The sequence below is a fragment of the Pseudochelatococcus sp. B33 genome (assembly GCF_053570585.1).
The window spans coordinates 39,049-63,857 of sequence record NZ_JBSEFH010000017.1 but is presented as its reverse complement, the minus strand read 5'-3'; the positions used below and the strand labels follow the sequence as shown (position 1 = coordinate 63,857).

The window sequence follows — 24,809 nt, the reverse complement described above, 5'->3', positions numbered from 1 at the left end:
TATCACGGAACGCCTCGTCGGTCAGGAGCAGTAAGTTACATCGTGAAGCGCGGACGGCGTCAACCGTCAAGACCAGCCCGGGCGAGATGGTAGTCCCAGACACGTTGGAGGACGCGGGGATCGAGGTTCTTGGCGCCGGAAAGCGCCACCTCGCCCGGCGTCAGCGGCCGCGGTGCGCCGATCATGATCGCCTGCAGCAGCACATCCGCGTTGCGGCACAACTGAAGGCTGCGCATCACGAGCTCGCGTACGGTGCCGCCGACGACAACCGCGCCGTGATTGCGGATCAGCACGGCGGCGTGATCGCCGAGCGCTGCCGCGAGCGAGGCTCCCTGTTCCGCGGTCGAGATCAGCATGTCGGTATCGCCGAACGCCTCCTGCTCGTCCCAGAAGGGCACGGCGGCGCCGACCGTCGCCCCCACGTGCGTGACAGGAAACCACGGCCGGCCCGTTGCGCAGAACGGCATGATCGACGGCGAATGGAAATGGCATACGGCCCGCACGTCCGGCCGCACCTGATAGATCGCGCCGTGGATAATGCGTTCCAGATATCCACCCCGCGTATCGGAGCCGATGATCCGCGAATCCGCGTCATAGTGCTGGATGTCGTCGAGCGACACCAGCTCCGGGCTGCGGGAGCGGGAGATGTGATAACCCGTTTCGTCATCCCGGATGCTGACGTGGCCGAACGCATCCAGCACCTTTTCGTAAGCCAGGATGCGGTTTGCCTGCACCAGTTCCTGCAATGCGGTCTGATCTGTCATGGTGGCCTCAAATAACGACTTTGGTCATAATGCCGGGCGTGAAGATTTCCTCCGGTGTCATCAACCGCTCGGCGATGCCCTGCTGGTGGGTGTAGAGCAGCATCTGCTCGAATGTCGGACGGTTCTTGTCGATGCCGAAGGGGAAGGGGTCGGCGCCGAAGATGTCCCGCATCCTGCGGGCATAGATCGGCAGCCAGGCGAGCGGATAGCGCGAGACGGCGGGATCGAACAGACGTTCCAGGCTGCGGCGCTTCGATTCCTCGAAGGCGTTGTAGAGATTGCGCGCGACCCAGGGGTTCTCCTCGACGACGCGCTTCTTCAGCGCGACGATGTGCATGATGGGCCAGACGCCCGTCCTGCCGTAATACTCTTCCTCGCGCTCGAGGAAGTCGGGGATCAGCCGCTCGACGCGCGGGTCCTCCTCGAGAAAGCAGGTCGGCGGCCGGGCGATGATCGCGCAGTCGATTTCGCCCGAGGCGAGCATCTCGGACAGCGACTTGTCGGCGACGCGGGTCAGCTCGACGCCCTCGGGAAGCTTCAGGTCGACCTTCTCGATGCGCCCCGGTGCATTGGCGCCGGCCTGCACCCAGTGGACGTCCTGCAGCTTGACGCCGGCCTCGTTGTGCATCCAGCCGCGCATATAGACGGCGGCGGAATGCGCCCATTCCGGAACGCCGATGCGCTTGCCTTTCAGGTCCGCCACGGTTTTGATGCCGGACGCCTTGTTGATGTAGAAGGAGCTGAAGCGGAAGAGCCGCGAGCAGACGACCGGCAGACCGATGATGTCGCTGTCCGGGCGGCTCACCTGCGCCATGAACTTGGCGAAGGAAAGCTCGGCGACATCCCATTCCCGGTTGAAGGTGAAGCGGGCGAAGATCTCGTGATGGCTCAGCATCGACCACGTGTGGTCGATGCCCTCGGCATTGACGGTTCCGAGGCGGAAATCACGGAAGTGATCGTAGTCGGTCGTGGCGATGGACAGTTTCAGGTGATACATGGCGGTTTCCAGCAGGTTCACGTGGTCCGGAAGCGCTCCCGGTTCGAAAGCGTGTTGAAGGAGGGCGCGAGGCCCGACTCTCCGTCTGCGCTAGAGCAAAATGCACTAAATCTGAATCGCAATTTTGCTCTATCTATTTGTTTTTACATCAAATTTATCCAAAAAACGGTACCTTTTTGGTTTGATGCCTTAGCGCGCGTTCCGATCAAATGGAATCATCTGATCGATAAGGATTCGCTCAAAATCAAAAAGTTGGATCATGTCATCATTTCCATGAAATGATGACATGGTCTAATGAGTGATCACGTTGATCTTGGCGGGATCGACATGGACGAGAATGCGCTCGCCGATCGGCGTCCGCAGGCTCGGGTGCACGCGCGCGAGCAGCCGGGTGTCGCCGACGCTGACCATGAAGTCCACGCATTCGCCGAGAAACACCTTGCTCTCGACCCGTCCCTCCAGCAGGTTGTCGGCGACGCGGCTGTCCTCGTCCGGTTCGATGAGCTGGACGTTTTCCGGACGGATCGCGACGGTCAGCCGGTCCTTGACGTCGAGCGCTTCTTCCGATGCGACGGTCAACCTGCCGGCGGGGCTGTCGATGACCCAGGCGTCATGCCCGCCGTTGGCGGCGACACTGCAATCCATGAAGTTCGACGAGCCGATGAAGTCCGCGACGAAGCGCGTCCGCGGCGCCTCATAGATCTCGCGCGGCGTTCCGAGCTGGACGATCTGGCCGTCGTTCATCACGGCGATCTCGTGGGAGAGCGCCAGGGCCTCCTGCTGGTCGTGGGTCACATAGAGCGTCGTGAGATCCAGCTCGCGCTGCAGGCGCTTCAGCTCGAAACGCATCTGCTCCCGCAGCTTCGCGTCGAGATTGGAGAGCGGCTCGTCGAGCAGCAGCAGGCGCGGCTCCATGACCAGCGCGCGAGCGAGCGCGAGCCGCTGCTGCTGACCGCCGGAAAGGCGCGTGGCCTCGCGGCCGGCGTAGCTTTCCAGCGCCACGGCCTTCAGCACCCGCTCGACCTTCTCCTCGATCTGCTTTTTGGAGAATCCACCCTTGCCGACCCGCAGCGGGAAGGCGGCGTTCTCGAAGACGCTCATGTGCGGCCAGATCGCGTAGGACTGGAACACCATGCCGAAGTTGCGGCGGTTCGGCGTCACGAAGATGCCCTTGCCGGCGGAATAGACGACCACGTCCTCAACCGAAATGCTGCCCTTGACCGGCCGCTCCAGCCCCGCGATCGAGCGCAGCGTCGTCGTCTTGCCACAGCCGCTGGGGCCGAGCAGCGTGAACAGCCGTCCGCGCGGCACCTCGAAGGAAATATCCTTGGCGGCACGGACGATCTTGCCCTTGCTGTCCGTATATTCCGTCGTCAATCCCTGAACATTCAACATCTCATCTTTCCTCCCGGCCTGTCGGCGATCCTCGCTCGGCCAGTGTTATGGGGGGCATAGCGCGGCCCCGCCATGATATGTCCGTTCTCGTCGGCGGCTTACCTGACCGCTGTCTCGAAAGTCTTGCGCCACGCGCTGAGCTGGTCGAGCATGGCGGCACCGTCCACGACCTGCACGTCGAGGCTCTCCGGCAGCGGCACGATCTTGACGTTGGTCGGCGTGAAGCCGCGGTCGGAAAGGATCTTCTGACCGTCGGTCAACGTGAATTCCTGAAACAGGAGCGCCGCATGCGGATGCCTCGCCGTCCTGGCGACACCGAGGCCGTTGACGCGCGCGACGGACGGACCGAGCTGCAGCCAGTTGACCGGAGCCCCGTCCTTGTGCATCTGGTCGACCTTGTAGAGATAGGTCGTCAGCGCCAGCGGCACTTCTCCGGAGGCCGTCAGGTTCGTCAGCAGCGTGTGGCCCTTGCGAAGCGACAGGCCGTTGGTGTGCGCAAGCTTAGAGAAGAAGGCAGTGGCTTCCTCCTCGCTCGGAAAGCTCTCACTCACGGTCGCCAGCCAGTCGAAGGCTTCGGCCTCCAGGCCGATCTTGCCCTTCCACTTGGGATCGAGCAGATCGTCCCACGTCTTCGGCAGGTCCGCCTCCCGCACCAGATTGGTGTTGTAGGCCGGGGTGATGATGTTCAGACGGCTGCCGATCCATTCCCTGTGCTCCGGAACGGCGTCCGGAAAGATGTCCGCCACCACGGGCGATTCAACGGCCTGGAGGATGTTTTCCCGGTGCAGCGCCTCGAGCTCCGGTCCGTTCGTCTCGATGACGTCCGCATCGTGGCGGCCGGCCTTGATCTCGGTGACGGCCCGGCGCAACACATCTTCCGAACTGCCGCGCCATATGGTGACCGGAATGCCGTATTTTTCCGTGAAGGCATCGGTAATCGCCGTGACATCCTCGACGGGCGTCGCGGTGTAGAGCGTCAGCGCGCCTTCCGTCTTGGCGCCCTCGATGAGGCGTTCGAGACGATCGGGGCCATCATAGGTGGCGATGTCCCCGACGGTCTGCGCCAAGGCAGGTCCGGCCAGCAGGGCGCCGACGGCGGCAACGAGCGTCGCCGAGCGGGTGAGCCCCTTCAGGCCGTTCAGTGTATTGAGCATGGTATCCTCCTTGGAGAAATATTGATCTGTTGTTATTGAAACGTTTTTCTGAACGTTTCCCGCAACGCGGAGAGGTCGTCGAGCATCGCAGTTGGCTTGATGACCTTGATCTCCATGCCCGGTGGAAACGGTACTTGCGTGGTATTGGCTGGCGTAAAGTAACGGTCTGCCAGAATCTGCTGCGCCCCGGTCAATGTGAACTGCTGGTAAAGGGTCGCCGCATTCGGATGTGCAGCCGTCCTGGCGATCCCGAGCCCGTTGATACGCGCGAGCGCTGGACCGAGCGACAGCGCCCTGATGGGCGCACCCTCCTTCTCCAGCTGATGGACACGATAGAGATAAACCTGCAACGCGATCAGCAACTCGCCCGAGGCGGTCATGTTAGCGAGTTGCGGATGGCCCTTGTGCAGTTGCGGACGGTTAACGTCGGTCAGCTTCCTGAAGAAGGCGAGGCCCTCATCCTTTGATGGCCAGCTTTCGATTCCCGTTGCCAGCCAGTCGTAGGCCTCGGCTTCGATGCCAATCTTGCCCTTCCAGCGGGGATCAAGGAGGTCGTCCCATTTCTTGGGCACGTCGGCTTCCGGAACGAGATTGGCGTTATAGGCGGCGGTGATGATGTTCAGGCGGCTGCCGATCCATTCCTTGTGGGTCGGTACGGCGCCGGGAAAGATATCCGCAACGGCAGGAGAATCGACCGCTTGCAAGATGTGTTCGCGGTGGAGCGCTTCCAGTTCCGGACCGTTGGTCTCGATCACGTCCACATCGTGGCGGCCAGCCTTGATCTCCGTGACCGCGCGCCGGAGCACGTCTTCGGAACTGCCACGCCAGAGCGTGACGGGGATGCCGTACGTGGCGGTGAAGGCAGCGATCACCTCATTGACATCGTCGATCGGCGTTACCGTGTAGAGGGTGAGCTTGCCCTCCTGCCTGGCCGCCTCGACGAGCCTTTCCATCCGATCAGGATCGCTAGGGGTGGCGATCTGCGCAACGGATTGGGCAAGCGCGGGACCGGTCGCGAGGCTTGCGGCAAAACCGAGCGTTAGCTCTCTGCGAGTCATGCTTGCGTAGAACCCAGACTTGACCATACGTTCCCTCCCATTTTTCTATGATGAGGCCCTCGATCCGGCTCAGGTCTCCTTCACGCCGAACCTCCTGCCGATGAGTTGCGCCACCATGACGACCGCGAAGAGCACCAGGATCATCATCACGCCGAAGGCTGAAAGCTCGACATACTGGCCATTCTGCCACAGCTCCCAGATGACGATCGACACCACTTCCGAACCCGGGCTGTAGAGCAGTACCGAACTCGACAGCTCGCGGATCGACACCACGACGATATAGATCCAGCCAGCGAGCAGCCCGGGCTTCAGCAGGGGCAGCACCACGCGCAGGAAGCTCTGGCTCCAGGACGCGCCGCTCATTGCCGCCGATTCCTCCAGATCCTTGTGGATCTGCAGCATGGACGTGCTGTTGTAGCGCACGCCATAGGGCATGAAGCGGGTGACATAGGCGATGAAGATGATCCACGTCGTCCCGTAGATGCCGACGTCAAGATAGAGATAGCAGATCATCACCGCCAGGCCGAGCACGAGCCCCGGAAAGACCATCGGCAGCGACGCCAGATTGTCCAGCAGCCAGCGGGCCGGCAGCTTCGTGCGGATGACGATCCAGCAGATCACCGCCGTCAGCAGCATGATGACCGTGGCCGAGCCGAGGGAGAGCAGGGCACTGTTCCAGACGGCCTGGCCGACGGTCGGGTAGTTGATGACCTTGCTGTAGGCATCGAGGGAGAGCCGGCTCAAGCCTTCCCAGGAAGGCACGCTGTAGTACTTGTTCAGCGATGACCAGAGCAGCACCAGGAAAGGCAGCACGATGACGAGGATCATGTAGAGGACGATGAGGACCGCCGCCGGGAACCGCCATGCGCCGAGATCGAACGGCCGCGGCCGGAAACCCTTGCCCGTGACGGTCGAATACTTGCTTCCCTGATTCGAAAGCTTAGACTGGAAATAGATGCCGAAGGAAGCGATCGCGAGCAGGGCCACCGCATAGGCCGACGCCAGCCCGACATTGCTCGGATATTCGCGGATCGCCTCGTAGATCGACGAGGTGAAGACATCGATGCCGACCGGCATGCCGAGCAGCGCCGGCACCTCGAAGGATTCGATCGAGCGGATGAAGAGAATGAAGAAGGAGGCCACGAGCGCCGGCCAGACCAGCTTCAGTGTGATCCTGAACATGATCTGCCGCAGCGACGCGCCCGACATGAGCGCGGATTCCTCCAGCGACGGATCCATCGACCGGAAAGCGGCCGACATCAGCAGGAAGGCGATCGGCGAATAGTGAAGGCCTTCGACCCAGATCATCCCGCCCATCGAATAGATGTCGAAGACCGGGTCCTCGAAGCCGAAAACGTTCCGGAGGATCAGGTTGAAGAGACCGATCTGCGGGCTCGCCATCATGATCCACGAGACGGTGAAGAGGATCGACGGGATCACCAGCGGCACGATCGACGCCGCATAGAACAGCATCTTGAACGGCGTGTTCGTGCGCTCGTTCAGCCACGCGAACAGCGTGCCGATGAAAAGGGCGAGACCGGACGTGCCCGCGGCGAAGATCACGGAGTTGCTGAACAGCGGCAGGATGCTGCTGTCCGTCAACGCCCGCGCATAGTTGCCGAAGGTGAAGATGGCCGGGACGTCGCCCGCGGCAGGCGTCATGAAGCTCTGCCACAGGAGGAAAATGAGCGGCACCAGCGCCAGCCAGGCGACGACCAGTACGACGCCGCCGATGATCAGCCATTCCGGCCTGATATGGCTGAACATTCCCCATTTTTCGGATGGCTTTGCATAGCTGCTTTCCTGTAACGACATCCCGACCTCTCACACAATACGCTCTCGCCTGCAGCCGGATCAGGACCCGGCCGGCACCGCCGCAAGATTATCCTTATGATAGCCCGCGATTTTCTGGTAGCTGGCGGAAAGCCGTTCCAGATCCTCGTGACTGATGACGTCGTTGATGTCGTCGAAAGGCTTGTCGCCCGTGCGCTCGTAGACCTCGCGCAGGATGGCGTCCGGGGGGTTCTTGCGGTTGGTGAGGACGACCTGCGCCGTCGCCGGACGGCGGACGGCCTCATAGGCCTGCATGGCCGCGACCGGATCGCCTTCCCGGACGATGGCATCGGTGAGCGTGCGGCAGTCGAGGATGGCCTGGGCGGAGCCGTTGGCGCCGCGGGGATACATGGGATGGGCGGCGTCGCCGAGCAGGGTCACGCGGCCGAAAGTCCACTGGTCGAGCGGGTCCTGATCCACCATCGGATATTCCAGGATGGCGTCGGCCGCCTGGAAGAGCGCCGGGCAGTCCAGCCAGTCGAACTTCCAGTCCTTCACGACATCGAAGAAGTCCTCGATGCGGCCGGGCTTGTTCCAGTCGCGCTGCGACTTGTAGTTCTCGGTGGCGATGTCCACGACCCAGTTGATGAGCTGCGTGCCCTGTCCGTCGATATTGTCGCGGATCGGATAGATCAGCACCTTGGCCGTGTTCAGCCAGCCGATGCGTACCATGCTCGCGCCGGTCAGGAACGGCTTCCATTTCGTGACGCCGCGCCACATGTTGATGCCGGAATAGCGCGGCGGTCCTTCGTTCGGGAAAAGCTGCTTGCGGATCTTCGAATGGATGCCCTCGGCGCTGACGACCATTTCCGCCTTCACGGAAGGGCGGGGCGATCCGTCGCGCGGATCGACGAAATGCAGGGTGACTTCCTCGTCGGTCTGTTCGAAGCTGGTGCACTGCCAGCCGGTCATCAGGCGGTCGGCGCCGAGACGCTGGATGAAGGCCTCCACCAGCACCATGTGCAGATCGCCGCGATGGATGGAGAATTGCGGCCAGTCATAGCCGGCATAGCGGCCGGTCGGCTCGGCAAAGATAAGCTGACCGTAGCGGTTGTAGAAGCCGGATTCCTTGGTGGTGATGGCGACCTTGGCAAGCATTTCTTCAAGGCCCAGCCCGCACAACTCACGCGAGGCATGCGGCAGGAGGTTGATTCCGACGCCCAGCGCCTTCAGTTCCGGGGCTGCCTCGTATACGCGTGAAGCGATACCTTTTTCATGCAGCATGAGCGCAAGCGTCAGCCCGCCGATGCCTCCACCTACAATAGTCACTTCCATGGTCTATTCCCATCTCCCATGCGAGAATACACGGCACTCCCACCGGTATGTCGGTGTGGGGGCACACGAAATCAGTTTTTCGGGATTTTTGGACAAAGCTTCGCCGGCGACGGGAATCGTGTCCGCCTTGGCCGATCATCTATTGTTCGTAATCCTCCCGAGCATCCCCACCACAAGCGGTCTGGCCTCACGAGCGCCGCCTTGTCCGATGGCCGATGTCCTACTAAAGTTAAAAGCACATTTGACAATTGACAAATAGATAAATTTTTTGAAACCATTTCAAAAACAGATGACTGGGGGCAACAGGCACCCTTCGTCCGCGCGTCACCACATAAGAATGCGGCGGACACGACTGGGAGTCGCATCCGCCGCTCGATCGCATCGAAGTATCACATTATCCCGCCAACCGGCCAGCCCGGTGAAACGCGCGCACTTTTCCGTCAGCGGTCAAAGCATGACATGTATCGTCTTGACCTCGGTGTAGCTGAGGAGTTCGTCCAATCCTTCCTCGCGCCCGAGGCCGCTGTTCTTCATGCCGCCGAAAGGCGTTCCGTAAAAGTGTCCGGAAGCGCCGTTGATCCAGACGTAGCCCGAGCGCACGGCGCGGGCCGCACGCAGCGCGGTCTTGATGTCGTTGGTCCAGATCGATGCCGTCAGGCCATAGCTGGTGGCGTTGGCGATTTCCAGGGCCTCGGCTTCGTCTTTCCAGCTCAGGACCGACAGGACGGGGCCGAAAATCTCCTCCTGCGCGATGCGCATGCCGGGGTCCACGTCGCCGAAGACCGTCGGCTCAAGCCAGTAGCCGCGTTTGAAGCCGGGCCCCTGCGGCCGCCTGCCGCCGTATAGCAGCCGCGCGCCCTGTTCCTCGCCGAGCCGCACCATGTCGCGGACGCGGTCGTAATGCCGGGCGGAGTTGAGGGGGCCCATCTGGCTCTCCGGATCGAGCGGGTCGCCGATCCGTAGTGATGCGACACGCTCGACAACCCGCTCCAGAACCGGTCTGTGGAGGCTTTCGTGCAGCAGCAGTCGACTCGTTGAGCCGCATGATTGCCCCTGCCAGGCGAAGTTCATGCCGCGAACGGCGGCCTCGGCGATCGTGTCCGGGTCCATGTCCGGAAAGGCGATGAGGGGGTTCTTCCCGCCGAGTTCGAGGGTGACGTGCTTGACGCCCACGTCCGCGGCGGCGCGCTGGATGGCCATGCCGGTGGCGACGGACCCGGTGAAGGCGATGCGTCTGACCGATGGATGACGCACGAGGGCGTCGCCCGCTCCGAGGCCGGTGCCCGTCACGATGTTCACCACGCCCGCCGGCAGCACCTCGCGGCATATCTCGGCGAGGATCATGGCGGAGAGGGGGCTTTGCTCCGGGGGCTTGAGAACCACGGTATTGCCCGCCATCAGTGGCGCCGCCAGGGCGTTGGCCGCGAACTTGATCGGGTGGTTGAAGGGGATGATGCGCCCCACGACGCCATAAGGCTCGCGAACGGTGAGGTGAAGGTTGCGCGTACTGGCCGGGATCGTTTCGCCCTTGATCTCACGGCCGAGGCCAGCATAGTACTCCAGCGCGTTGCCGGCCGAGTCCACGTCGCCGCGCATCTTGGAGATCGTGTTACCGGTGTCGGCGACCTCAAGGCGCAGGATCTCCTCCGCCCGCTTCCGGATACCCTCGGCGATCGCCCGCACGTATCGCGCGCGCGCATTGACGTCGAGGGCGGACCAGGGCGCGCTCGCGGTTTCGGCGGCCGCCACGGCGCGACCGACATCTGCCGCATCGGCGTCGGGCACGTCGCCAAGAACTTCCTCAGTGGCCGGGTTGATGACCGCAAGCCTTTCGGAGGATCCGGCCTCGACAAGCTCGCCTCCGATCAGCATGAGGCCGCGCGTTGAACTGATTTGCGTATGCATGATGGTTCCCTGAGACGTGTTGGAGAGCCACGGGTGCCGGCGCGGCGGATTTGAAACCGGAAACGCGGCCGCTCTCATCCCTCTGTTTTGTCGCAATCCCGGGCGGGCAAGTGTTTCACGCCCGTTCCGGAATGGCTTCAGTGCATCGCCCGGCCCCCATCGACATTGAGGGTCTGGCCGGTGATGAAGTCGCTTGCGGGCGAGGACAGGAACATCACGGCGCCGACGAGATCCTCGGGCGCCTGCCCGCGCGGTATCGAGCGCCCCTGCGCCTTGGTGGCGAGATAGGCGGGATCGGAACTCTGGACCTGGGTCTCGCTGAGGGTATTGCCGGGCGACACCGCGTTGACCGTTATCCCGAACGGCCCGACTTCGCGTGCGAGCGCCCGCGTGAAGCCCACCACGCCGGCCTTGGACGTCGTGTAGTGCAGCCGCAGCGGCGTACCCTCCCAGACGCGGCTCGACGAAATGTTGACGATCTTGCCGCGTCCCTTTTCCTGCATGGCGGGGAACACCGCCCGGCAACACAGGAACATGCCCCGCAGGTTCACGGCCATGACGCGGTCCCATTCCTCGACCGGGATTTCCAGCCAGCTCCGGCGCGGCAGAACGCTCATCAGCGATGCATTGTTGACGAGCACGTCGATGGCGCCGAAGGTGTCCAGCGCCGTCCGCGTCATGGTGTCGACTGAGATGGGATCGGCAATGTCCGTCCGGCTCGCCACCACCTTCAACCCTCGGTCCGAAAGCTCGCCGGCGACGGCTGCCGCGGCCGCGCCGTCGATATCGGACGCAAGGACGGCTGCACCCGCCCGGGCAAACGCCTCGACATAGACCTTGCCTATGCCCTTGCCGCCGCCGGTGACGATGACGACCTGCCCGGCGAGATCGAAACGACCGCTCTGATCGCCGGCGGTCCCCGCCGGCACTGCTTTATCCTGATCAATCATGAACCTGTTCCCCCAGTGGGTTGCCGTCAAGGCGCCGTCCGGTCAGACGCCAGCGCCTGAATTCAATCTGTTCATTCGACCGGACGCGCCTTGTCCGCTTGCCTGTGGCATGCGCGAGAGCTGTTCTCAGGAATGGTGTGAAACGCTTTCGTGAGATGGTGAACCCGCTCTAGTCGATCTGATAGCGCTGCCGAAGCTCCGCGATGAAGCCGTCCTGCTCCAGTTGGGCGAGGGGGGCCAGATCGACGTAGTCCTCGACCTTGTCGCTGGAGACGTCCAGGCCCGTGGCCTTCAATTGCTTGATGACATTGGCCGCGCCTTCCCCGGACGGCTTGCCGTCGCGCGGCATAAGCCGTTTGAATTCCTGATAGGTGGCCTCGATGACGGCGGCGTCGTCGGTCTTGAACCGCGCAGCGATGGTTTCCGCCGCCTTCTCCTTGTTGGCCATCCCCCAATACGCGCCTTCGAGATAGGCTTTCAGAAACCGTTGCACGTCATCGGGATTGGCCTTCAGATAGTCCGTCGTCACGACGACGGCGTCGAAGATCCAGGGTGTATTGGCCGCCGAAAGATCGTAGACGGCCTTGAATCCCCGGTTGCGGGCCGCCGTGATGCCAGGTTCCAGCAGCGGTGCCGCCTGAATCCGGCCGGCAGACATGGCGGCGAAACGCTGGGAGTTGCCGCCGATCTGGGTGATGTGCATGGCGTCACGCGTGAGGCCGAGCGCCTGCAGCGCGATCGTCAGGGCGATGTCGGTTTCGGAACCGACCGTGCTGATGCCGATCGTGGTGCCGTCCAGCAACGGCGGGGTCGTCTCCTGGGTCGAGAAGATGGTGATCGGCAGCGTGTTCGTCGTCGAGGCGATCGCGCGCACGTCCGCCCCGCGTGTGTTGGCGGCCACCACGGGCGACAGGCCGACATGCATGGCCTGGATCTCCCCCGACAGCAGGATCTGCATGCCCTTGGTGCCGCCCTCGGTCGAAATGATGTCGACATCGAGCCCCTGTTTCTCGTAGAAACCGCCGTCCGCGGCGAGGAAGACGGGCAGGATGGACACCACGGGCGCGGAAATAGCCACCTTGAAGGGCTTCAATTCCGCCGCAGAAGCCGGCCCGGCGGTTTCCGCCGACATCAGCAGCGTGCTGAGAGCCGCGGCACCAAGAAGCACGGTGGCGCTATGTTTCAAGCGCGCCAATGCAGTAGTCCTGTTCTTCATTTCAATCCTCCCTTGTTATTCTCCGGCCTCTTGCGGCCTTCGGAGCACTTTCCGGCCAAATGGAATCATCTGATCGGTGCGAATTCGTTCAAAACCAAAGAATGTTCTATACGGCAGCCCGGATCGTTGCTCTTTCCGTTTCCTGGATAAGCTCCCAGATCCTGTCCTCGTAAGCGTGAAAGCCAGCATCGCGCTTCAGCCTCAGCGAACGCGGCCGCTCGAAGTCGATGGTGACAGATTCCTTCACCCGGCCTGGCCTTGCGGAAAAAACGATAACGCGATCGGATAGGATGATCGCCTCGTCGATCTGATGCGTGATGAACAGGACGGTCTTGTTCGTTGCCTGCCAGATCCGCAGCAGTTCTTCCTGCATCGTTTCGCGGGTCTGGGCGTCGAGGGCGGCGAAAGGTTCGTCCATCAGCAGGATCTCGGGGTCCATCACCAGTGCGCGCGCGAGATTGACGCGCTGCTGCATCCCGCCCGACAGTTGATGCGGATAGCGGTTCTCGAATCCGCGCAGGCCCACCATGTCGATGAAATAGGCTGCCCGCTCCCGTGCTTCCGAAGCCTTGACGCCGGCGCACTCCAGCCCGTAGACGACGTTCTTCAGCACCGTTCGCCAGGGCAGGAGAGACGAATCCTGAAAGACCACGGCGCGGTCGGGGCCTGGTCGGGTGACCACCTTGCCGTCGAGCAGAATCTGGCCATGGGTGGCGCCGATGAGGCCGTCCACGATGGACAGGAATGTTGTCTTTCCGCAGCCCGATGGTCCGACGATCGACACGAATTCGTTTTCGTAGATCGACAGATTGATATCGGACAGCGCGACGAGGCGGTTGTCGTTCCGGGGGGCGCCATATTCAAGGCCGATCTTGCGGGCTTCGAGTTTGACTTTCATGCAAACTGTTCCTTCTGGCTTATGATTGTTCGAAGGCAGCCGGGCGCCATGCCTCCACCCGCCGTTCCACCCGCCGCACGATTTCCGAAAGAACGAGACCGAAGACCACAATGGTGATGATGCCCACGAAGACCTTGGCGGTCTCGAAAGTCGACCCCGCGTGATTGATCGTCACGCCGATGCCGATGGGCGCACCGTAAATTTCGCCGACGACGATGCCGATCATGCCGCGGCCGATCGCAATTCGCGTCGCCGCCAGGAGAAACGGCACGGAGGCGGGCAGGACAATCGTCAGGAGGACCCGGACCTCGGAGGCGCTGAAACTTTTCGCCAGTTTCAGCCACCTGGGCTCGATGGTGCGCACGGCCGCGTGTGCGTTGATGAGGATTGGGACGATCATCAGCAGCGTGATGATGAATATGCGCGCCGGAACGTCCGTTCCCATCCACAGCACCACGAGCGGCACGAGCGCGACCTGGGGCATGGCGTTGAGCGCCGTCAGAAGGGGCTCGACCGCATATGACAACAGACGATAGCGACCGGATACGAGGCCGATTGTGATGCCGAGGGTCGCCGCAATCAGGAAACCGCACACGAACTGGAACGCACTCAGGCCGAGATGGCGCCACATCTCACCGGTGACGAAATATAGCTCCCACCCTAACGACAGAATTACTGATGGCGCCGGCAGGAATATCGGTCGGATGCGCAATATATCGGCCGCGTCTCCGATGAAGGGCTGGAGGATCGCTGCCCACCATCCGCGGGAAATACCTTCCCAGAGCAGCAGAAAGACGATGATTGCAAGGCCGCCAAGAATTCCCCGCTCCAAACTGAAATAGGTGTCGCGCAGGGTGGAAGCCAATGCCGGTCCGCGGGACGGGGATGAGGAGGAGGGGACAGTGCTCATCTTGCTTGCTCCTGCGGGCGCCAGCAATCGAAATACCGCTCTATCCTGTTGAGGGCCGCGGTCACGACGAGGCCGATGGCCATGAACAGAAACGCACCGAAAAAGACCGTATCGGTGTCGAAGAGATTGCCGGCTACCGCGATCATGTGGCCGACGCCGGCGGTGGAAGCGTAGATTTCGCCGACGACCACGCCCAGAAGCGCGCGTCCCGCTCCGTATTTCAGGCCGGCGAAGAGATAGGGGACGGTGCCGGGCAGGATGATGCTCGTCATGAGCTTCCACTGGGAGGCGCCGAAGCTTCTCGCGACCCTGACCAGCTTGGCCTCGTTGGCACGGACCCCCGCATGCGTGGCGACGATGATCGGGATCACCGCGCCGAGGAAGACGACGGCGATCTTCGACGACATCCCGATGCCGAACCACAGGATGAGAAGCGGCAGGAATGTGATGCGGGGAACCGCATTCAGGATATCGATGAACGGTCCGAAGATATAGTTCATCCTGCGATACCAGCCGGTCAGCAAGCCGAACACGACACCGACAACGATCGCCGCGGTATAGCCCACGGCGAATTCGGCGGCGCTGACCCGGATATCGGGCCAGATCTCGCCGGACCGGAACAGGGAAATGCCTACCCTGGCGATGCGGCTGGGCGAAGAGATATAGAGAGGATCGACAAGGCCGGCCTGGACGACGCTTTCCCACAGCACCAGCAGTGCGACGATCGTGCCGCCGCCCACCACAAGCCGCAGCGACTGCAACGGCAGCGCGCGAAGCCGCCATCGGCGTGTGGCCTTGAAAGTTCTGGCCATCAGGGGGGTACTCATGGCGCTATGCTTCCTCCGGTGTCATTGTCCTTATTGGCGACCGACGTCGCGTTTTCTGCTTTGGCGCGGGATGACTATGCGCCTGAAAACCGTCCCGTTCCGTGTCCTTGGTTTCGCATGTTCTTTTCCTGAAAGCGCTGCCGGTCGTCCCGGCGGCAACCCGCCGGGATGAGGGCTTGTTGCCTCACTGGGTTATTTCCAGGTTCAGGTATTCATCCACAGTGGCCTGCTGCCCCGGGTAAAGAACGACGGTCGACGTGCGCTCTTCCAGGATGGCGGGGCCGTTCAGCCGGGCGCCAGGATGCAGGTCCGTACGGCGGTAAACTGCCGCCTCCAGGGCGCCGTGCTCGCCGAAATAGGCGGAGCGAACCGACAGGGGAACCGGCGGCCCGTCGGAGCGGGTCGTGACGGGCGTCAGGGAGGGCTTGGCGATCTCGCCCACTCCCGTCACTTTAAAGGTCACAATATCGATCGTCTCGCCTTCCGCCATATGGCCGTAGCGGCGTTGATGGGCGTCGTGGAAGCGCCGGGCGATGCCGGCCAGGTCGTCTTCCGTCGTAATCCGGCCGATGGGAACCGTGACTTCGTAGGATTGTCCCCGGTAGCGCAATCCCGCCGAGCGCAGGGTGCGCAAATGGTCGCGCGTGAAGCGCTCGCGCTCGAGATCGTCGATGATGCGCTCCTCCATCGTGGCGAAAACGGCCTCGATCTCCTCCGGCTGGGCGTTGTCGAGCGGGATGAGTTTCGTCTGGCTCAGTTCTTGATGAACGTCCGTCACCAGCATGCCCCAGGCGCTGAACGTGCCCGGATCGCACGGCACCAGCAAGCGCCCGACGCCGAGATCTTTCGCGATCTTGCCGGCGATCGTCGGCCCCATCCCGCCGAACGGGATCAGCGTGAATTCGCGCGGGTCGTAGCCGCGCTCGATGGTGATGGTGCGCATCGCTGTGACGCAATTGTTGGCGAGCACGGTCAGGACGCCCCAGGCGGCGTCTGCGTCGTCCATCCCCAGCGGGACGGCGAGTTTCTCGTGCACCGCCTGCCACGCCCGATCCCTGGCGAGCTGCATCTCTCCCTGCAACAGGGCGGACGGGTTCAGATGCCCGAGCACGACGAGGGCGTCGGTGAGCGTCGGCTCGACGCCGCCGCGTCCGTAGCAGGCCGGTCCCGGCCATGCCCCGGCGCTGCGCGGGCCCACCTTGAGAACGCCACTGAGCTCCACCGAGGCGATGCTGCCGCCGCCGGCGCCGATGGTGTCGATGTCGACGGTCTGGGTGCGCAGCGGATGGCGCCCGACGGCGACCTCCGACCGGAACATCGGCTGACCGGGAATGACCGCCATGTCGGAGCTGGTGCCGCCCGTATCGAACGTGATCAGGTTGTCGATCCGTTTCAGGTCGCCGATATAGCGGCTGCCGATGACGCCGGCGACAGGGCCCGACATCACCGTCTGGATGGGCTTGTTCGCCAGCATCGCCGCGCTGCCCGCCCCGCCGTCGGATTTCATCATCAGCGGCCGGCAGTGCGGAAACTGTCCGGTGAGAAGATCCTCCAGGTTCTTGAGATAGCGCGCGACCGGCGGGCCGATGTAGCAATTGGCGACGGTCGACGCGGTGCGTTCGTATTCGCGCCATTCCGGATTGACGTCGCTCGACAGGGCGACGAACAGATTGGGCGCGATGGAGCGGACGATCTCGGCCGCCTCGCGTTCGTGCCTGTCGTTGGCATAGGAGAAGAGGAAAGCGATGGCGATCGCCTCGACCCCTTGTTCGAGCAGCGCCCTGGTGCCGCGTTCCACGTCCTCCCGGTTGAGCGGTGCCACTTCCTCGCCGGCCCAGTCGAGGCGGCCCCCGACTTCATGGACACAGGCGCGCTCAAGCAGCATCTTGGGCGCCGGCGCGAAAATGTTGAACACCTCCTCGCCGCGCCATTGCCGGCCGATCTCGTAGATATCCCGGAATCCGGCGTTCGTCAGCAGCCCGACTTTGACGCCCTTGTCTTCGAGTAGGGTGTTGAGCGCAGCCGTCGAGCCATGAAGAACGAGCGAGATCGCTTCGGGACCGAACTCGGCGGCGAGGTCCGAGGCGATCCGGTTCATGACCTGCATGGGTTCGGCGGGGTTGGAGGAATATTTCCGCGTCAGCACGACTTCGGCGCGCTGATCGTCGAAGCCCGTCACGTCGGTGAATGTGCCGCCGACATCGATGCCAATCCGCATACCCATTACGCGGCCTCCTCCATTCTGAGTTTCGCTGTCGCGCGCCGGTCGATCGTCATGTCGGCGGGATCGATGACGACGCCGTAGTCCCGCCGCGCTGCCTCGACCGAGACATAGCCGTTGGCCACATCGGACCGGACTCGTTCGGGATCGCGCTTGTGGGGATGACCCCATCCGCCACCTCCGGCCATTTCCCACGAGAGGAGATCTCCCTTGGAGAGGCGAAGGCCGGAAACCTTGGATGTCAATTCGCGCTCGCCCGCGGTGCCCGGATTGAGGGTGGCGCGGGAAGGGCGCGCCGGAAGCGCCGAGAAGAGGCCGGGCGAGGAATATTTGAAACGGTCGGTCCGCAGATTGACGAGGGATTCGTCGGACAGGATGCGCCACTGGCGGCGCGTGCCTAGCCCGCCCCGGAACATGCCGGCGCCCGCCGTATCGGCAACCAGCTCGTAGCGCTCAACGCGCACCGGAAATTCGGACTCCAGCGCCTCGACCGGCGTGTTCATGACGTTCACGACCAGTTCATCCATGGCGCTCACGCCGTCGGCGAAAGGTCTGGCGCCTGTGCCTCCGTTGAAGATCTCGTACTGGGAGAACCAGCGACCCGTTTTCGGGTGGCGCCCGGCACTGCTGATCGATCCGCCCGCCGCGCTGCCGGGTGCCGGCACGCGTCCGGGTACGGCGCGCGCAAGGGTGCGCATCACGACGGACGTCGTGATCTGGCTCGGCCTCACATACATATTGACCGGAGCCGGAAAACGCGGGTTGAGCAGCGAGCCCTCTTCCGGATAGGTCACGCTGACCAGCCGGGATAGTCCGCCGTTCACCGGCAGGGTGGGGAGGAAGACCATCTTGACAAGGCATTCAATGAAGTTGCGGGAGACGCAGGGCCGCAGATTGATCGGCCCCCGTGCCTGCGCGTCACTGTCGAGAATGAAGTGAAGGCGGCCGTCCTTGACCTCCAGCGTTGCGGAGATGCGGTGGGAGCGCCCGAGATCGACGCCGTCGTCGTCAAGGAAATCGGTCTCGGGACCGTAGACACCTTCGGGAATGCTGGCGATCTCCTTGCGCAACTCCTCCTCGCAGATGTCCATCCAGCGCTCCCAGCAGCCGAGCACTTTGGCCACCCCATACTTGTCGAACAGTTCGGCGAGCTTCTCGAGGCCGTAATTGTTGGTCTTGATCTGGGCGTTGATGTCGCCCCACGTGACTTCCGGCGTCCTGGTATTGGCGCAGATCATCTCGCGCAGATCGTCATTGAGCTCGCCCCTGACCTGTATCTTCAGCGGCGGAATGAGCAGGCCTTCCTGAAACAGATCGGTGGCGTCGCCGCTGTTCGTTCCGGGCACCTTGCCGCCCAGATCCGGCTTGTGCGCGATGTTGCCGATATAGGCGACGAGCTTGTCGTTGATGAAGACCGGGGAAATGACGGTCACATCGGTCGCGTGATTCTGGCATGCCCGGTAAGGATGGTTGACGATGAAGGCGTCTCCCGGGTCAGTGCGTCCGGTGAAATGCCGACGGATCTCGTTGACCTGGGCGACCAGCGGACCGATATGAAGCGGTTGCGGAATCCCCTGGGCCACCAGCCGGCCGCGACGGTCGAAAATCGCAAATGTAAAATCCTGACTCTCTTTTATGATGGTCGAATAGCCTGTCCTCAGCATATTCAACGTCAGTTCCCGTGCGACCTGAAGAGTTGATTGATGCACGACCTCAAGATCAATTGCATTCACGTTAGTAGATCCCCTACGAAGAGGGAAGCTTAACGCCTCCCTTTCACTGATCATCACGAGAATGATTGTATCGATCGGAATCTTGATCAAGATCAATTTTGAGATCGGCGCTATCTCAAACCGGCATAGAGGCCGCTCAGCGTGCTCCATCCGCCTTTCGCCAGTAGGCCGAGGGCTCGATGGAGCGCGCCACGTCCTGGATGATATCCTGAAGATCGCCGAGAATCGGCCGGGGAGGGCGGTCGACTCGATGCACCAGGGAAAGCGTCACCTCGCAACTGGGCGAGGTGATCGGGATGCAGATCACCTCGCTTCTTTCGATGGCGGCCTGCAAGGGCGGAAAGGTCGAGATCGTGTATCCCAGGCCCTTCTGCACCATCTCCAGCGAGGTTGCGAAGCCGTTCACCTCCATGATCACGTTGAGCGAAAAGTCCTTGCGGCCCGACGCCTGGCTGATGACGCTGCGGTAGGTGTGGGGCAGGCTTGGCAGGATGAGGGGGAGCCGCTCAAGCCCGTCGAGATCGTACAGGTCCGGATAGATGGTCTTCGAGACCGCGGGCCCGGGCGCGACGACCAGTATCCGCTCGTGCAGCAACGGAACGAGCGCCAGATCCTCGTGCGGCTGGGCGTTGTAGACCAGGGCAAAATCCGCTTCCCCGCGCAGGACGCTTTCCCGGTTGTAGGCGCTTTCGCGCTCGATGATGCGCAGCCGAACCTCGGGATGGCGGTTGTAAAAACTGGCGATCACCGGCGTCGTGAAGAGCCGCGCCGCGCCTTGCGGCATCGCCACGCTGACTTCCTGGGGTGGGGAAGATGCGAAGGTTTTTAGTTCCTGCTCGATCCGATGGAATTCGACATGGAGCTTCTCGGCGCGGGTCATCAGCAGGCGTCCCGCCTCGGTCATCCTGACGCCGCGCGGATGGCGTTCGAGAAGGTCGATCCCCAGGTCCTGCTCCAGCCGCTGAACGCGGCGGCTCAGCGCGGACTGGGCAAGGTTCAGCTTCTCCGCCGCTCTCGAATAGCTCTGGCATTGCGCAACCGCCAGAAAAGCGACGATGTCTCGATACTCCAGCGCCATTTGCAAGGCTTTCCTGTCATCGAATGCGCGAGATGCAGGAGGCGAAAAGCCGCTTCTCCCGCCGTCCCCCGTCCGATGGTTTCCTCCCCAAAGTGCGATCCCGGAAAGCGGGTCCACTTTCCGGAAAAGCGCATGCGCAAACGAGGCGGCGGAGCTGAACGGCGAATCTGGAAAGGTATCTCGCTCCGGCCGCCACTTCTGGCGCCCCGTTGGAAAACCAGGCGCCTTGCGAGATCAGGATAGCAGGCTAGCGCGCTTTCCCATCAAAGGGAATCATTTGATCGATTATAATGTGGTGAGGGCACCGGGGCGCGTGCCCCAATCCGGCGGATCGGGACATGTGCCCGCGCAATCTTGCGCGATCGCTCAGGCCTGGCGCGGAGCGGTGGCGGTCACGCCGCCGCCGCAACGGCCCGGTCGCTGAGCAGCGTGCACTTGGCGGGATCGATCGCGATGTAGATCTTCTCGCCGACCGGCGTGCGCACCGACGGGTGGGCGCGCGACAGAAGCTGGGTGCCGTTGACGTCGATCTTGAAATCCAGGCATTCGCCCAGAAACACCTTCGCCGTCACCGTCCCGGTCAGCACCGAGCGGTCGGAGGGCGCGGGGGGCTCTTCCGACAGATGCAGGTCCTCCGGCCGGATCGAGAGCGAAATGTCCGAGCCGATGGCGATCCCCGGCCGTCCTTCGACGGTCAGCTGGCCGATGCCCGTATCGACGGTCAGGCTGTCCCGCGAACTGCCGCGCACCTTGCCGTCGACGAAATTCGTAGTGCCGATGAAGTCCGCCACGAACTGCGTCGCCGGACGCTCGTAGATGTCGCGCGGTGAGCCGATCTGGACAATCCTGCCCTGGTTCATGACCGCGATTTCATGGGAAAGCGCCAGCGCCTCGCTCTGATCGTGGGTTACGTAGATGGTCGTCAGGCCGAGGTCGCGCTGCATCTTCTTGAGTTCGAAACGCATCTTGTCGCGCAGTTTGGCGTCGAGGTTCGACAGCGGCTCGTCCAGCAGCAGCAGGTTCGGCTCCATCACGAGCGCGCGCGCCAGCGCGAGGCGCTGCTGCTGGCCACCGGACAGGCGCGTGGCCTCGCGCTCGGCCAGATGATCGAGCGAAACGGCTGCCAGCACCTTCGTCACCTTGTCCCTGATCTCCTTGGCGGACAGGCGCTTGCTGCGCACCTGCAGGGGGAAGGCCGCGTTCTGGAACACGCTCATGTGCGGCCAGATCGCGTAGGACTGGAACACCATGCCGAACTGGCGATGGTTGGGCGCCACGAAAATGTTGGAGGCGGACGAATAGACGACCCTGTTCCCGACCTTGATGGTGCCCGTCGTGGGGCGCTCGAGCCCGGCGATCGAGCGCAGCGTCGTGGTCTTGCCGCAGCCGCTGGGGCCGAGCAGCGTGAAGAGCCGGCCTTTCGGCACCGTGAAGTTGATGTCGCTCGCCGCAAGGACCGGCTTGGCCCCGGGCGCCTGGTAGACCGTGCTGAGGTTTTCGATCGATAGCATGTTTTTTCCTCCCCGATTGATTCAGAATCCCTTGACGCCGAAGCGCTTCGACAGCGACTGTACCAGCATCAGGAAGCAGAACAGGGCCGTGATCATCATCACGCCGAAGGCGGACAGCTCGACATACTGACCGTTCTGCCAGAACTCCCAGATCATGATCGATATGACCTCGTTGCCGGGGCTGTAGAGCAGGATCGAGCTCGACAGTTCACGCACCGAAACCACGATGATGTAGATCCACCCCGCCGTCAGGCCCGGCTTAAGCAGCGGAAAGACGACCCGCCGGAATGTCGTTGCCCAGGAGGCGCCGCTCATCGACGCGGATTCTTCCAGCTCCTTGTGGATCTGGATCATCGACGTGCTGTTGTAGCGCATGCCGTAGGGCAGAAACTTGATCACGTAGGCCATCAGCATGATCCACAGCGTGGCGTAGATGCCGATGTCGAAGTTCAGATAGAAGATCATCAGCGACAGGCCGAGCACGATACCCGGGAACACCAGCGGCAGCGACGCCAGCATGTCGAGGATCCAGCGGCCGGGGATCTTCGTCTTGATGGTGATCCAGCAGATGACCGAGGTCAGCAGCATGACGACCGTCGCGCTGCCGATCGCGAGCTTGGCGCTGTTCCATACCGACGTATAGAAGCCGGGATAGTCGAGCACCTTCAGATAGGCGTCGAACGAGAGGTTGTTCAGCGCCGCCCAGGACGGAACGGCGTAGTAGCGCTGCAGCGACGCCCAGAAAAGCACCAGGAAGGGCAGGCCGACCACGAAGATGACATAGAGGATGAAGATGCCCGACGTCACGTAGCGCCAGCGGCCGATGTCGGTCACGCGCGGCCTGAATCCTTTTCCCGTCACGGTCGAATATTTCGACCCCCGGCTGGACAGGCGCGACTGGTAGTAGATGCCGATCGAGGTGATGAGCAGCAGCACCACGGCATAGGCGGATGCGAGGCCGACATTGCTCGGATAGGTATGGACCGCGTCGTAAATCGCGGAGGTGAACACGCGCATTCCCACCGGCAGGCCCAGAAGGGCCGGCACCTCGAAGGATTCGATCGCCCGGATGAACAGAATGAGGAAGGCCGCGAGAATAGCCGGCCAAGCGAGCCGCAGCGTGATCTTGAACGCCGTCTGTATCACGGAGGCGCCGCTCATCATGGCGGATTCCTCAAGCGAGGGGTCCATGGAGCGGAAGGCGGCTGTCACCAGCAGGAAGGCGACCGGCGCGTAGTGAAGGCCGTCCACCCAGATCATGCCGGTCAGCGAGTAGATGTTGAAGATCGGATCCGTCAGGCCGAACAGGGTCTTCAGGAACTGGTTGAGAATGCCGATCTGGGGGCTCAGCAGCATGATCCACGAAACGGTGAACAGGATGCCCGGAATGATGAGCGGGATGATCGACATGGCGAAGAACAGGGACTTGAACGGTGTGTTCGTGCGCTCGTTGATCCAGGCGAAGAAGGTGCCCAGCACCAGCGCGAAGGCAGCCGTGCCGAAGGAGAACTGGAGCGAGGTCGACATGAGGGCCAGCGACTCGCTGTTGCCGAAGGCCGTCGCATAGTGCTCCAGCGTGAAGGCCGCCTGCTCCTGCGCCGTCACCGTCGTGGAAACGCTCTGCCAGAGCAGGAAGCCGAGCGGGATGAGCGCGAGCCAGGCGACAACGAGAATGGCGACGCCGATGATGATCCATTTCGAGTCGAACGAGCGGCCCCAGCCGCGCGCCATGGCTGAGTGAACGGCGCCGCTGTCCGGTGTGATCGATGTCATGTTGCCTCCCAAAATACCTGTCGCCGTTTTTTCGCGGCTGATTTTCCTTCTTGCGCCCGCGTGTCGTCAGATCACGAAACTCTCGAATGTCTCGGGCGCGAACAGCTCTTCCGCGTCGAGCCGCCGTTTCGACAATCCCTGTTCGTAGGAGTAGCGCAGAAAGACGTCCAGGGTCTCCTTGTTCCTGGCGAAGCCGTTGGGCCAGAAGTCGGCGCCCATGGCGGCCTCGGCTTCCTCGTAGTGCGCCATCGCCCAGGGTAGCATGGTCTTCAGCGCCGCGGATTCCTGAAGGTCCTGATAGGTCTTCTGCTGCGACGCGTTGAGTGCCTTCAGAATCGACTGCGCGATCCACCGGTTGCTCTCGTAGACCTCGCGCCGGATCGCGATGGTGTGCATGATCGGGAAGATGCCGGTACGGGCGAAATAGTCGCGTTCCACGCCGACGTAGTCCTCGAAGAGCCGCCGCACCCGGCCGCCGTTGCCTTCGTAGGTCGACGGCTTGCGGGCGGTATAGAGCGCGTCGATCTCGCCGTCGCGAAGCATGGCGGCGAGGGTCTGATCCGGGCCGATCGGCTCCACCCTGATATGCGGCGGCAGGGCCAGCTTGAGCTTTTCGCTGCGGTTGGGCGATTCCTCGCCGCCGGTGTAATAGGTGACGGCGTCGACAGGCACGTCGTATTCGTCCGAGAGAATGCCGCGGATCCAGACCGGCGCCGTCATCTGATATTCCGGGCAGCCGACGCGCTTGCCGATGAGATCCCTCGGCTCGCGGATGCCGGACCCGGCGTTCACGTAGATCGACGAATGCCGGAAAAAGCGGGACGGAAAGAAAGGAATGGCGATGAACGGGCGATCTTCCCTGAACAGCGAAACGACGTAGGAGGAGAGCGACATTTCCGCGATGTCGAACTCCTTGTATCGCAACATGCGGAAGAAGGTTTCCTCGACGGGAAGGTTGAGACAGGTGAGCTCGATTCCGTCCGGTCTGACCGCGCCTTCCATCAAGGCGCGTGTCCGGTCATAGTCCCAGCATCCCATCGTCAGACGCAAGTTTGCCATGTCACTCCTTCCTCGCAATGCTTCATGATTTCTGGAACGGACATCACAGGTCGCCCACTTTCCTATTGGCGTAGAACAGCGGGAACTGCGTTTCCAAGATTATTTTCATGGGAGAGCGCGCAGCTTTTTGATGTTCTAGTTACATTGGAATCTCTGTAGGATCGCCGTGACTTGGAGGTTGCCGAGCGCTCGGAGCACCCCCCTGAGTTCAACGCGCCGGCCCCCGTTTTATCCCCCGAAAGGATGAGCCGG

The 24,809-nt window shown here is 62.5% G+C and carries 19 protein-coding genes; all 19 read right to left on the bottom strand.

Annotation, left to right across the window (positions count from 1 at the left end):
* Positions 1-59 precede the first annotated feature (59 nt).
* The 19 genes from ACUSIJ_RS18855 to ACUSIJ_RS18765 all read right to left on the bottom strand — a co-directional run bounded on the left by ACUSIJ_RS18855 (position 60) and on the right by ACUSIJ_RS18765 (position 24,557).
* Positions 60-764 (bottom strand): class II aldolase/adducin family protein, encoded by a 705-nt coding sequence (locus ACUSIJ_RS18855; protein ID WP_449309951.1) that lies wholly within the window; start codon positions 762-764, stop codon positions 60-62.
* A gap of 7 nt (positions 765-771) precedes the next feature.
* Entirely contained in the window at positions 772-1,761 is a 990-nt protein-coding gene (locus ACUSIJ_RS18850) for an ABC transporter substrate-binding protein (protein WP_449309950.1), read from the bottom strand.
* Between the two features lie 291 nt (positions 1,762-2,052).
* Complete coding sequence (locus ACUSIJ_RS18845) at positions 2,053-3,156, bottom strand: ABC transporter ATP-binding protein (RefSeq protein ID WP_449309949.1); 1,104 nt, start codon at positions 3,154-3,156, stop codon at positions 2,053-2,055.
* Positions 3,157-3,254: 98 nt separating this feature from the next.
* Entirely contained in the window at positions 3,255-4,310 is a 1,056-nt protein-coding gene (locus ACUSIJ_RS18840; protein WP_449309948.1) for an ABC transporter substrate-binding protein, read from the bottom strand.
* A 32-nt stretch (positions 4,311-4,342) separates the two neighbouring features.
* The gene (locus ACUSIJ_RS18835; protein ID WP_449309947.1) at positions 4,343-5,395 is read right to left on the bottom strand and encodes an ABC transporter substrate-binding protein; all 1,053 of its coding nucleotides are present in this window, start codon (positions 5,393-5,395) and stop codon (positions 4,343-4,345) included.
* 42 nt (positions 5,396-5,437) lie between these two features.
* Complete coding sequence (locus tag ACUSIJ_RS18830; RefSeq protein WP_449309946.1) at positions 5,438-7,135, bottom strand: ABC transporter permease; 1,698 nt, start codon at positions 7,133-7,135, stop codon at positions 5,438-5,440.
* A gap of 87 nt (positions 7,136-7,222) precedes the next feature.
* On the bottom strand, positions 7,223-8,476 hold the full coding sequence (locus tag ACUSIJ_RS18825; protein ID WP_449309945.1) for a flavin-dependent oxidoreductase: 1,254 nt from the start codon (positions 8,474-8,476) through the stop codon (positions 7,223-7,225).
* A gap of 447 nt (positions 8,477-8,923) precedes the next feature.
* Entirely contained in the window at positions 8,924-10,381 is a 1,458-nt protein-coding gene (locus ACUSIJ_RS18820; protein WP_449309944.1) for an aldehyde dehydrogenase family protein, read from the bottom strand.
* A gap of 137 nt (positions 10,382-10,518) precedes the next feature.
* Positions 10,519-11,331, bottom strand: coding sequence for an SDR family NAD(P)-dependent oxidoreductase (locus ACUSIJ_RS18815; protein WP_449309943.1), 813 nt, complete (start codon positions 11,329-11,331; stop codon positions 10,519-10,521).
* 169 nt (positions 11,332-11,500) lie between these two features.
* Positions 11,501-12,547, bottom strand: a complete 1,047-nt coding sequence (locus ACUSIJ_RS18810; protein ID WP_449309942.1) for an ABC transporter substrate-binding protein — start codon at positions 12,545-12,547, stop codon at positions 11,501-11,503.
* Positions 12,548-12,653: 106 nt separating this feature from the next.
* Positions 12,654-13,445 carry an ABC transporter ATP-binding protein gene (locus ACUSIJ_RS18805; RefSeq protein ID WP_449309941.1) on the bottom strand — a complete coding sequence of 264 codons (792 nt, stop codon included), beginning with the start codon at positions 13,443-13,445 and terminating at the stop codon, positions 12,654-12,656.
* A gap of 19 nt (positions 13,446-13,464) precedes the next feature.
* The gene (locus tag ACUSIJ_RS18800; RefSeq protein ID WP_449309940.1) at positions 13,465-14,355 is read right to left on the bottom strand and encodes an ABC transporter permease; all 891 of its coding nucleotides are present in this window, start codon (positions 14,353-14,355) and stop codon (positions 13,465-13,467) included.
* On the bottom strand, positions 14,352-15,182 hold the full coding sequence (locus tag ACUSIJ_RS18795; RefSeq protein ID WP_449309939.1) for an ABC transporter permease: 831 nt from the start codon (positions 15,180-15,182) through the stop codon (positions 14,352-14,354). The genes ACUSIJ_RS18800 and ACUSIJ_RS18795 overlap by 4 nt, the downstream gene beginning before the upstream one ends.
* Positions 15,183-15,366: 184 nt before the next feature.
* Positions 15,367-17,406 (bottom strand): hydantoinase/oxoprolinase family protein, encoded by a 2,040-nt coding sequence (locus tag ACUSIJ_RS18790; protein WP_449309938.1) that lies wholly within the window; start codon positions 17,404-17,406, stop codon positions 15,367-15,369.
* Entirely contained in the window at positions 17,406-19,190 is a 1,785-nt protein-coding gene (locus ACUSIJ_RS18785) for a hydantoinase B/oxoprolinase family protein (protein ID WP_449309937.1), read from the bottom strand. Before ACUSIJ_RS18785 ends, ACUSIJ_RS18790 begins: the two co-directional genes overlap by 1 nt.
* An 82-nt stretch (positions 19,191-19,272) precedes the next feature.
* Positions 19,273-20,214 (bottom strand): LysR family transcriptional regulator, encoded by a 942-nt coding sequence (locus ACUSIJ_RS18780; RefSeq protein WP_449309936.1) that lies wholly within the window; start codon positions 20,212-20,214, stop codon positions 19,273-19,275.
* 392 nt (positions 20,215-20,606) lie between these two features.
* Entirely contained in the window at positions 20,607-21,725 is a 1,119-nt protein-coding gene (locus tag ACUSIJ_RS18775) for an ABC transporter ATP-binding protein (protein WP_449309935.1), read from the bottom strand.
* Between the two features lie 21 nt (positions 21,726-21,746).
* Entirely contained in the window at positions 21,747-23,498 is a 1,752-nt protein-coding gene (locus tag ACUSIJ_RS18770; RefSeq protein WP_449309934.1) for an ABC transporter permease, read from the bottom strand.
* Positions 23,499-23,564: 66 nt separating this feature from the next.
* Complete coding sequence (locus ACUSIJ_RS18765) at positions 23,565-24,557, bottom strand: ABC transporter substrate-binding protein (protein ID WP_449309933.1); 993 nt, start codon at positions 24,555-24,557, stop codon at positions 23,565-23,567.
* Between the last annotated feature and the right edge of the window lie 252 nt (positions 24,558-24,809).

Coding starts and splice junctions, on each gene's coding strand:
- ACUSIJ_RS18855 (WP_449309951.1), bottom strand. CDS start 764: ATGACAGATCAGACCGCATTGCAGGAACTGGTGCAGGCAAACCGCATC.
- ACUSIJ_RS18850 (WP_449309950.1), bottom strand. CDS start 1,761: ATGTATCACCTGAAACTGTCCATCGCCACGACCGACTACGATCACTTC.
- ACUSIJ_RS18845 (WP_449309949.1), bottom strand. CDS start 3,156: ATGTTGAATGTTCAGGGATTGACGACGGAATATACGGACAGCAAGGGC.
- ACUSIJ_RS18840 (WP_449309948.1), bottom strand. CDS start 4,310: ATGCTCAATACACTGAACGGCCTGAAGGGGCTCACCCGCTCGGCGACG.
- ACUSIJ_RS18835 (WP_449309947.1), bottom strand. CDS start 5,395: ATGGTCAAGTCTGGGTTCTACGCAAGCATGACTCGCAGAGAGCTAACG.
- ACUSIJ_RS18830 (WP_449309946.1), bottom strand. CDS start 7,135: ATGTTCAGCCATATCAGGCCGGAATGGCTGATCATCGGCGGCGTCGTA.
- ACUSIJ_RS18825 (WP_449309945.1), bottom strand. CDS start 8,476: ATGGAAGTGACTATTGTAGGTGGAGGCATCGGCGGGCTGACGCTTGCG.
- ACUSIJ_RS18820 (WP_449309944.1), bottom strand. CDS start 10,381: ATGCATACGCAAATCAGTTCAACGCGCGGCCTCATGCTGATCGGAGGC.
- ACUSIJ_RS18815 (WP_449309943.1), bottom strand. CDS start 11,331: ATGATTGATCAGGATAAAGCAGTGCCGGCGGGGACCGCCGGCGATCAG.
- ACUSIJ_RS18810 (WP_449309942.1), bottom strand. CDS start 12,547: ATGAAGAACAGGACTACTGCATTGGCGCGCTTGAAACATAGCGCCACC.
- ACUSIJ_RS18805 (WP_449309941.1), bottom strand. CDS start 13,445: ATGAAAGTCAAACTCGAAGCCCGCAAGATCGGCCTTGAATATGGCGCC.
- ACUSIJ_RS18800 (WP_449309940.1), bottom strand. CDS start 14,355: ATGAGCACTGTCCCCTCCTCCTCATCCCCGTCCCGCGGACCGGCATTG.
- ACUSIJ_RS18795 (WP_449309939.1), bottom strand. CDS start 15,182: ATGAGTACCCCCCTGATGGCCAGAACTTTCAAGGCCACACGCCGATGG.
- ACUSIJ_RS18790 (WP_449309938.1), bottom strand. CDS start 17,406: ATGGGTATGCGGATTGGCATCGATGTCGGCGGCACATTCACCGACGTG.
- ACUSIJ_RS18785 (WP_449309937.1), bottom strand. CDS start 19,190: ATGATCAGTGAAAGGGAGGCGTTAAGCTTCCCTCTTCGTAGGGGATCT.
- ACUSIJ_RS18780 (WP_449309936.1), bottom strand. CDS start 20,214: ATGGCGCTGGAGTATCGAGACATCGTCGCTTTTCTGGCGGTTGCGCAA.
- ACUSIJ_RS18775 (WP_449309935.1), bottom strand. CDS start 21,725: ATGCTATCGATCGAAAACCTCAGCACGGTCTACCAGGCGCCCGGGGCC.
- ACUSIJ_RS18770 (WP_449309934.1), bottom strand. CDS start 23,498: ATGACATCGATCACACCGGACAGCGGCGCCGTTCACTCAGCCATGGCG.
- ACUSIJ_RS18765 (WP_449309933.1), bottom strand. CDS start 24,557: ATGGCAAACTTGCGTCTGACGATGGGATGCTGGGACTATGACCGGACA.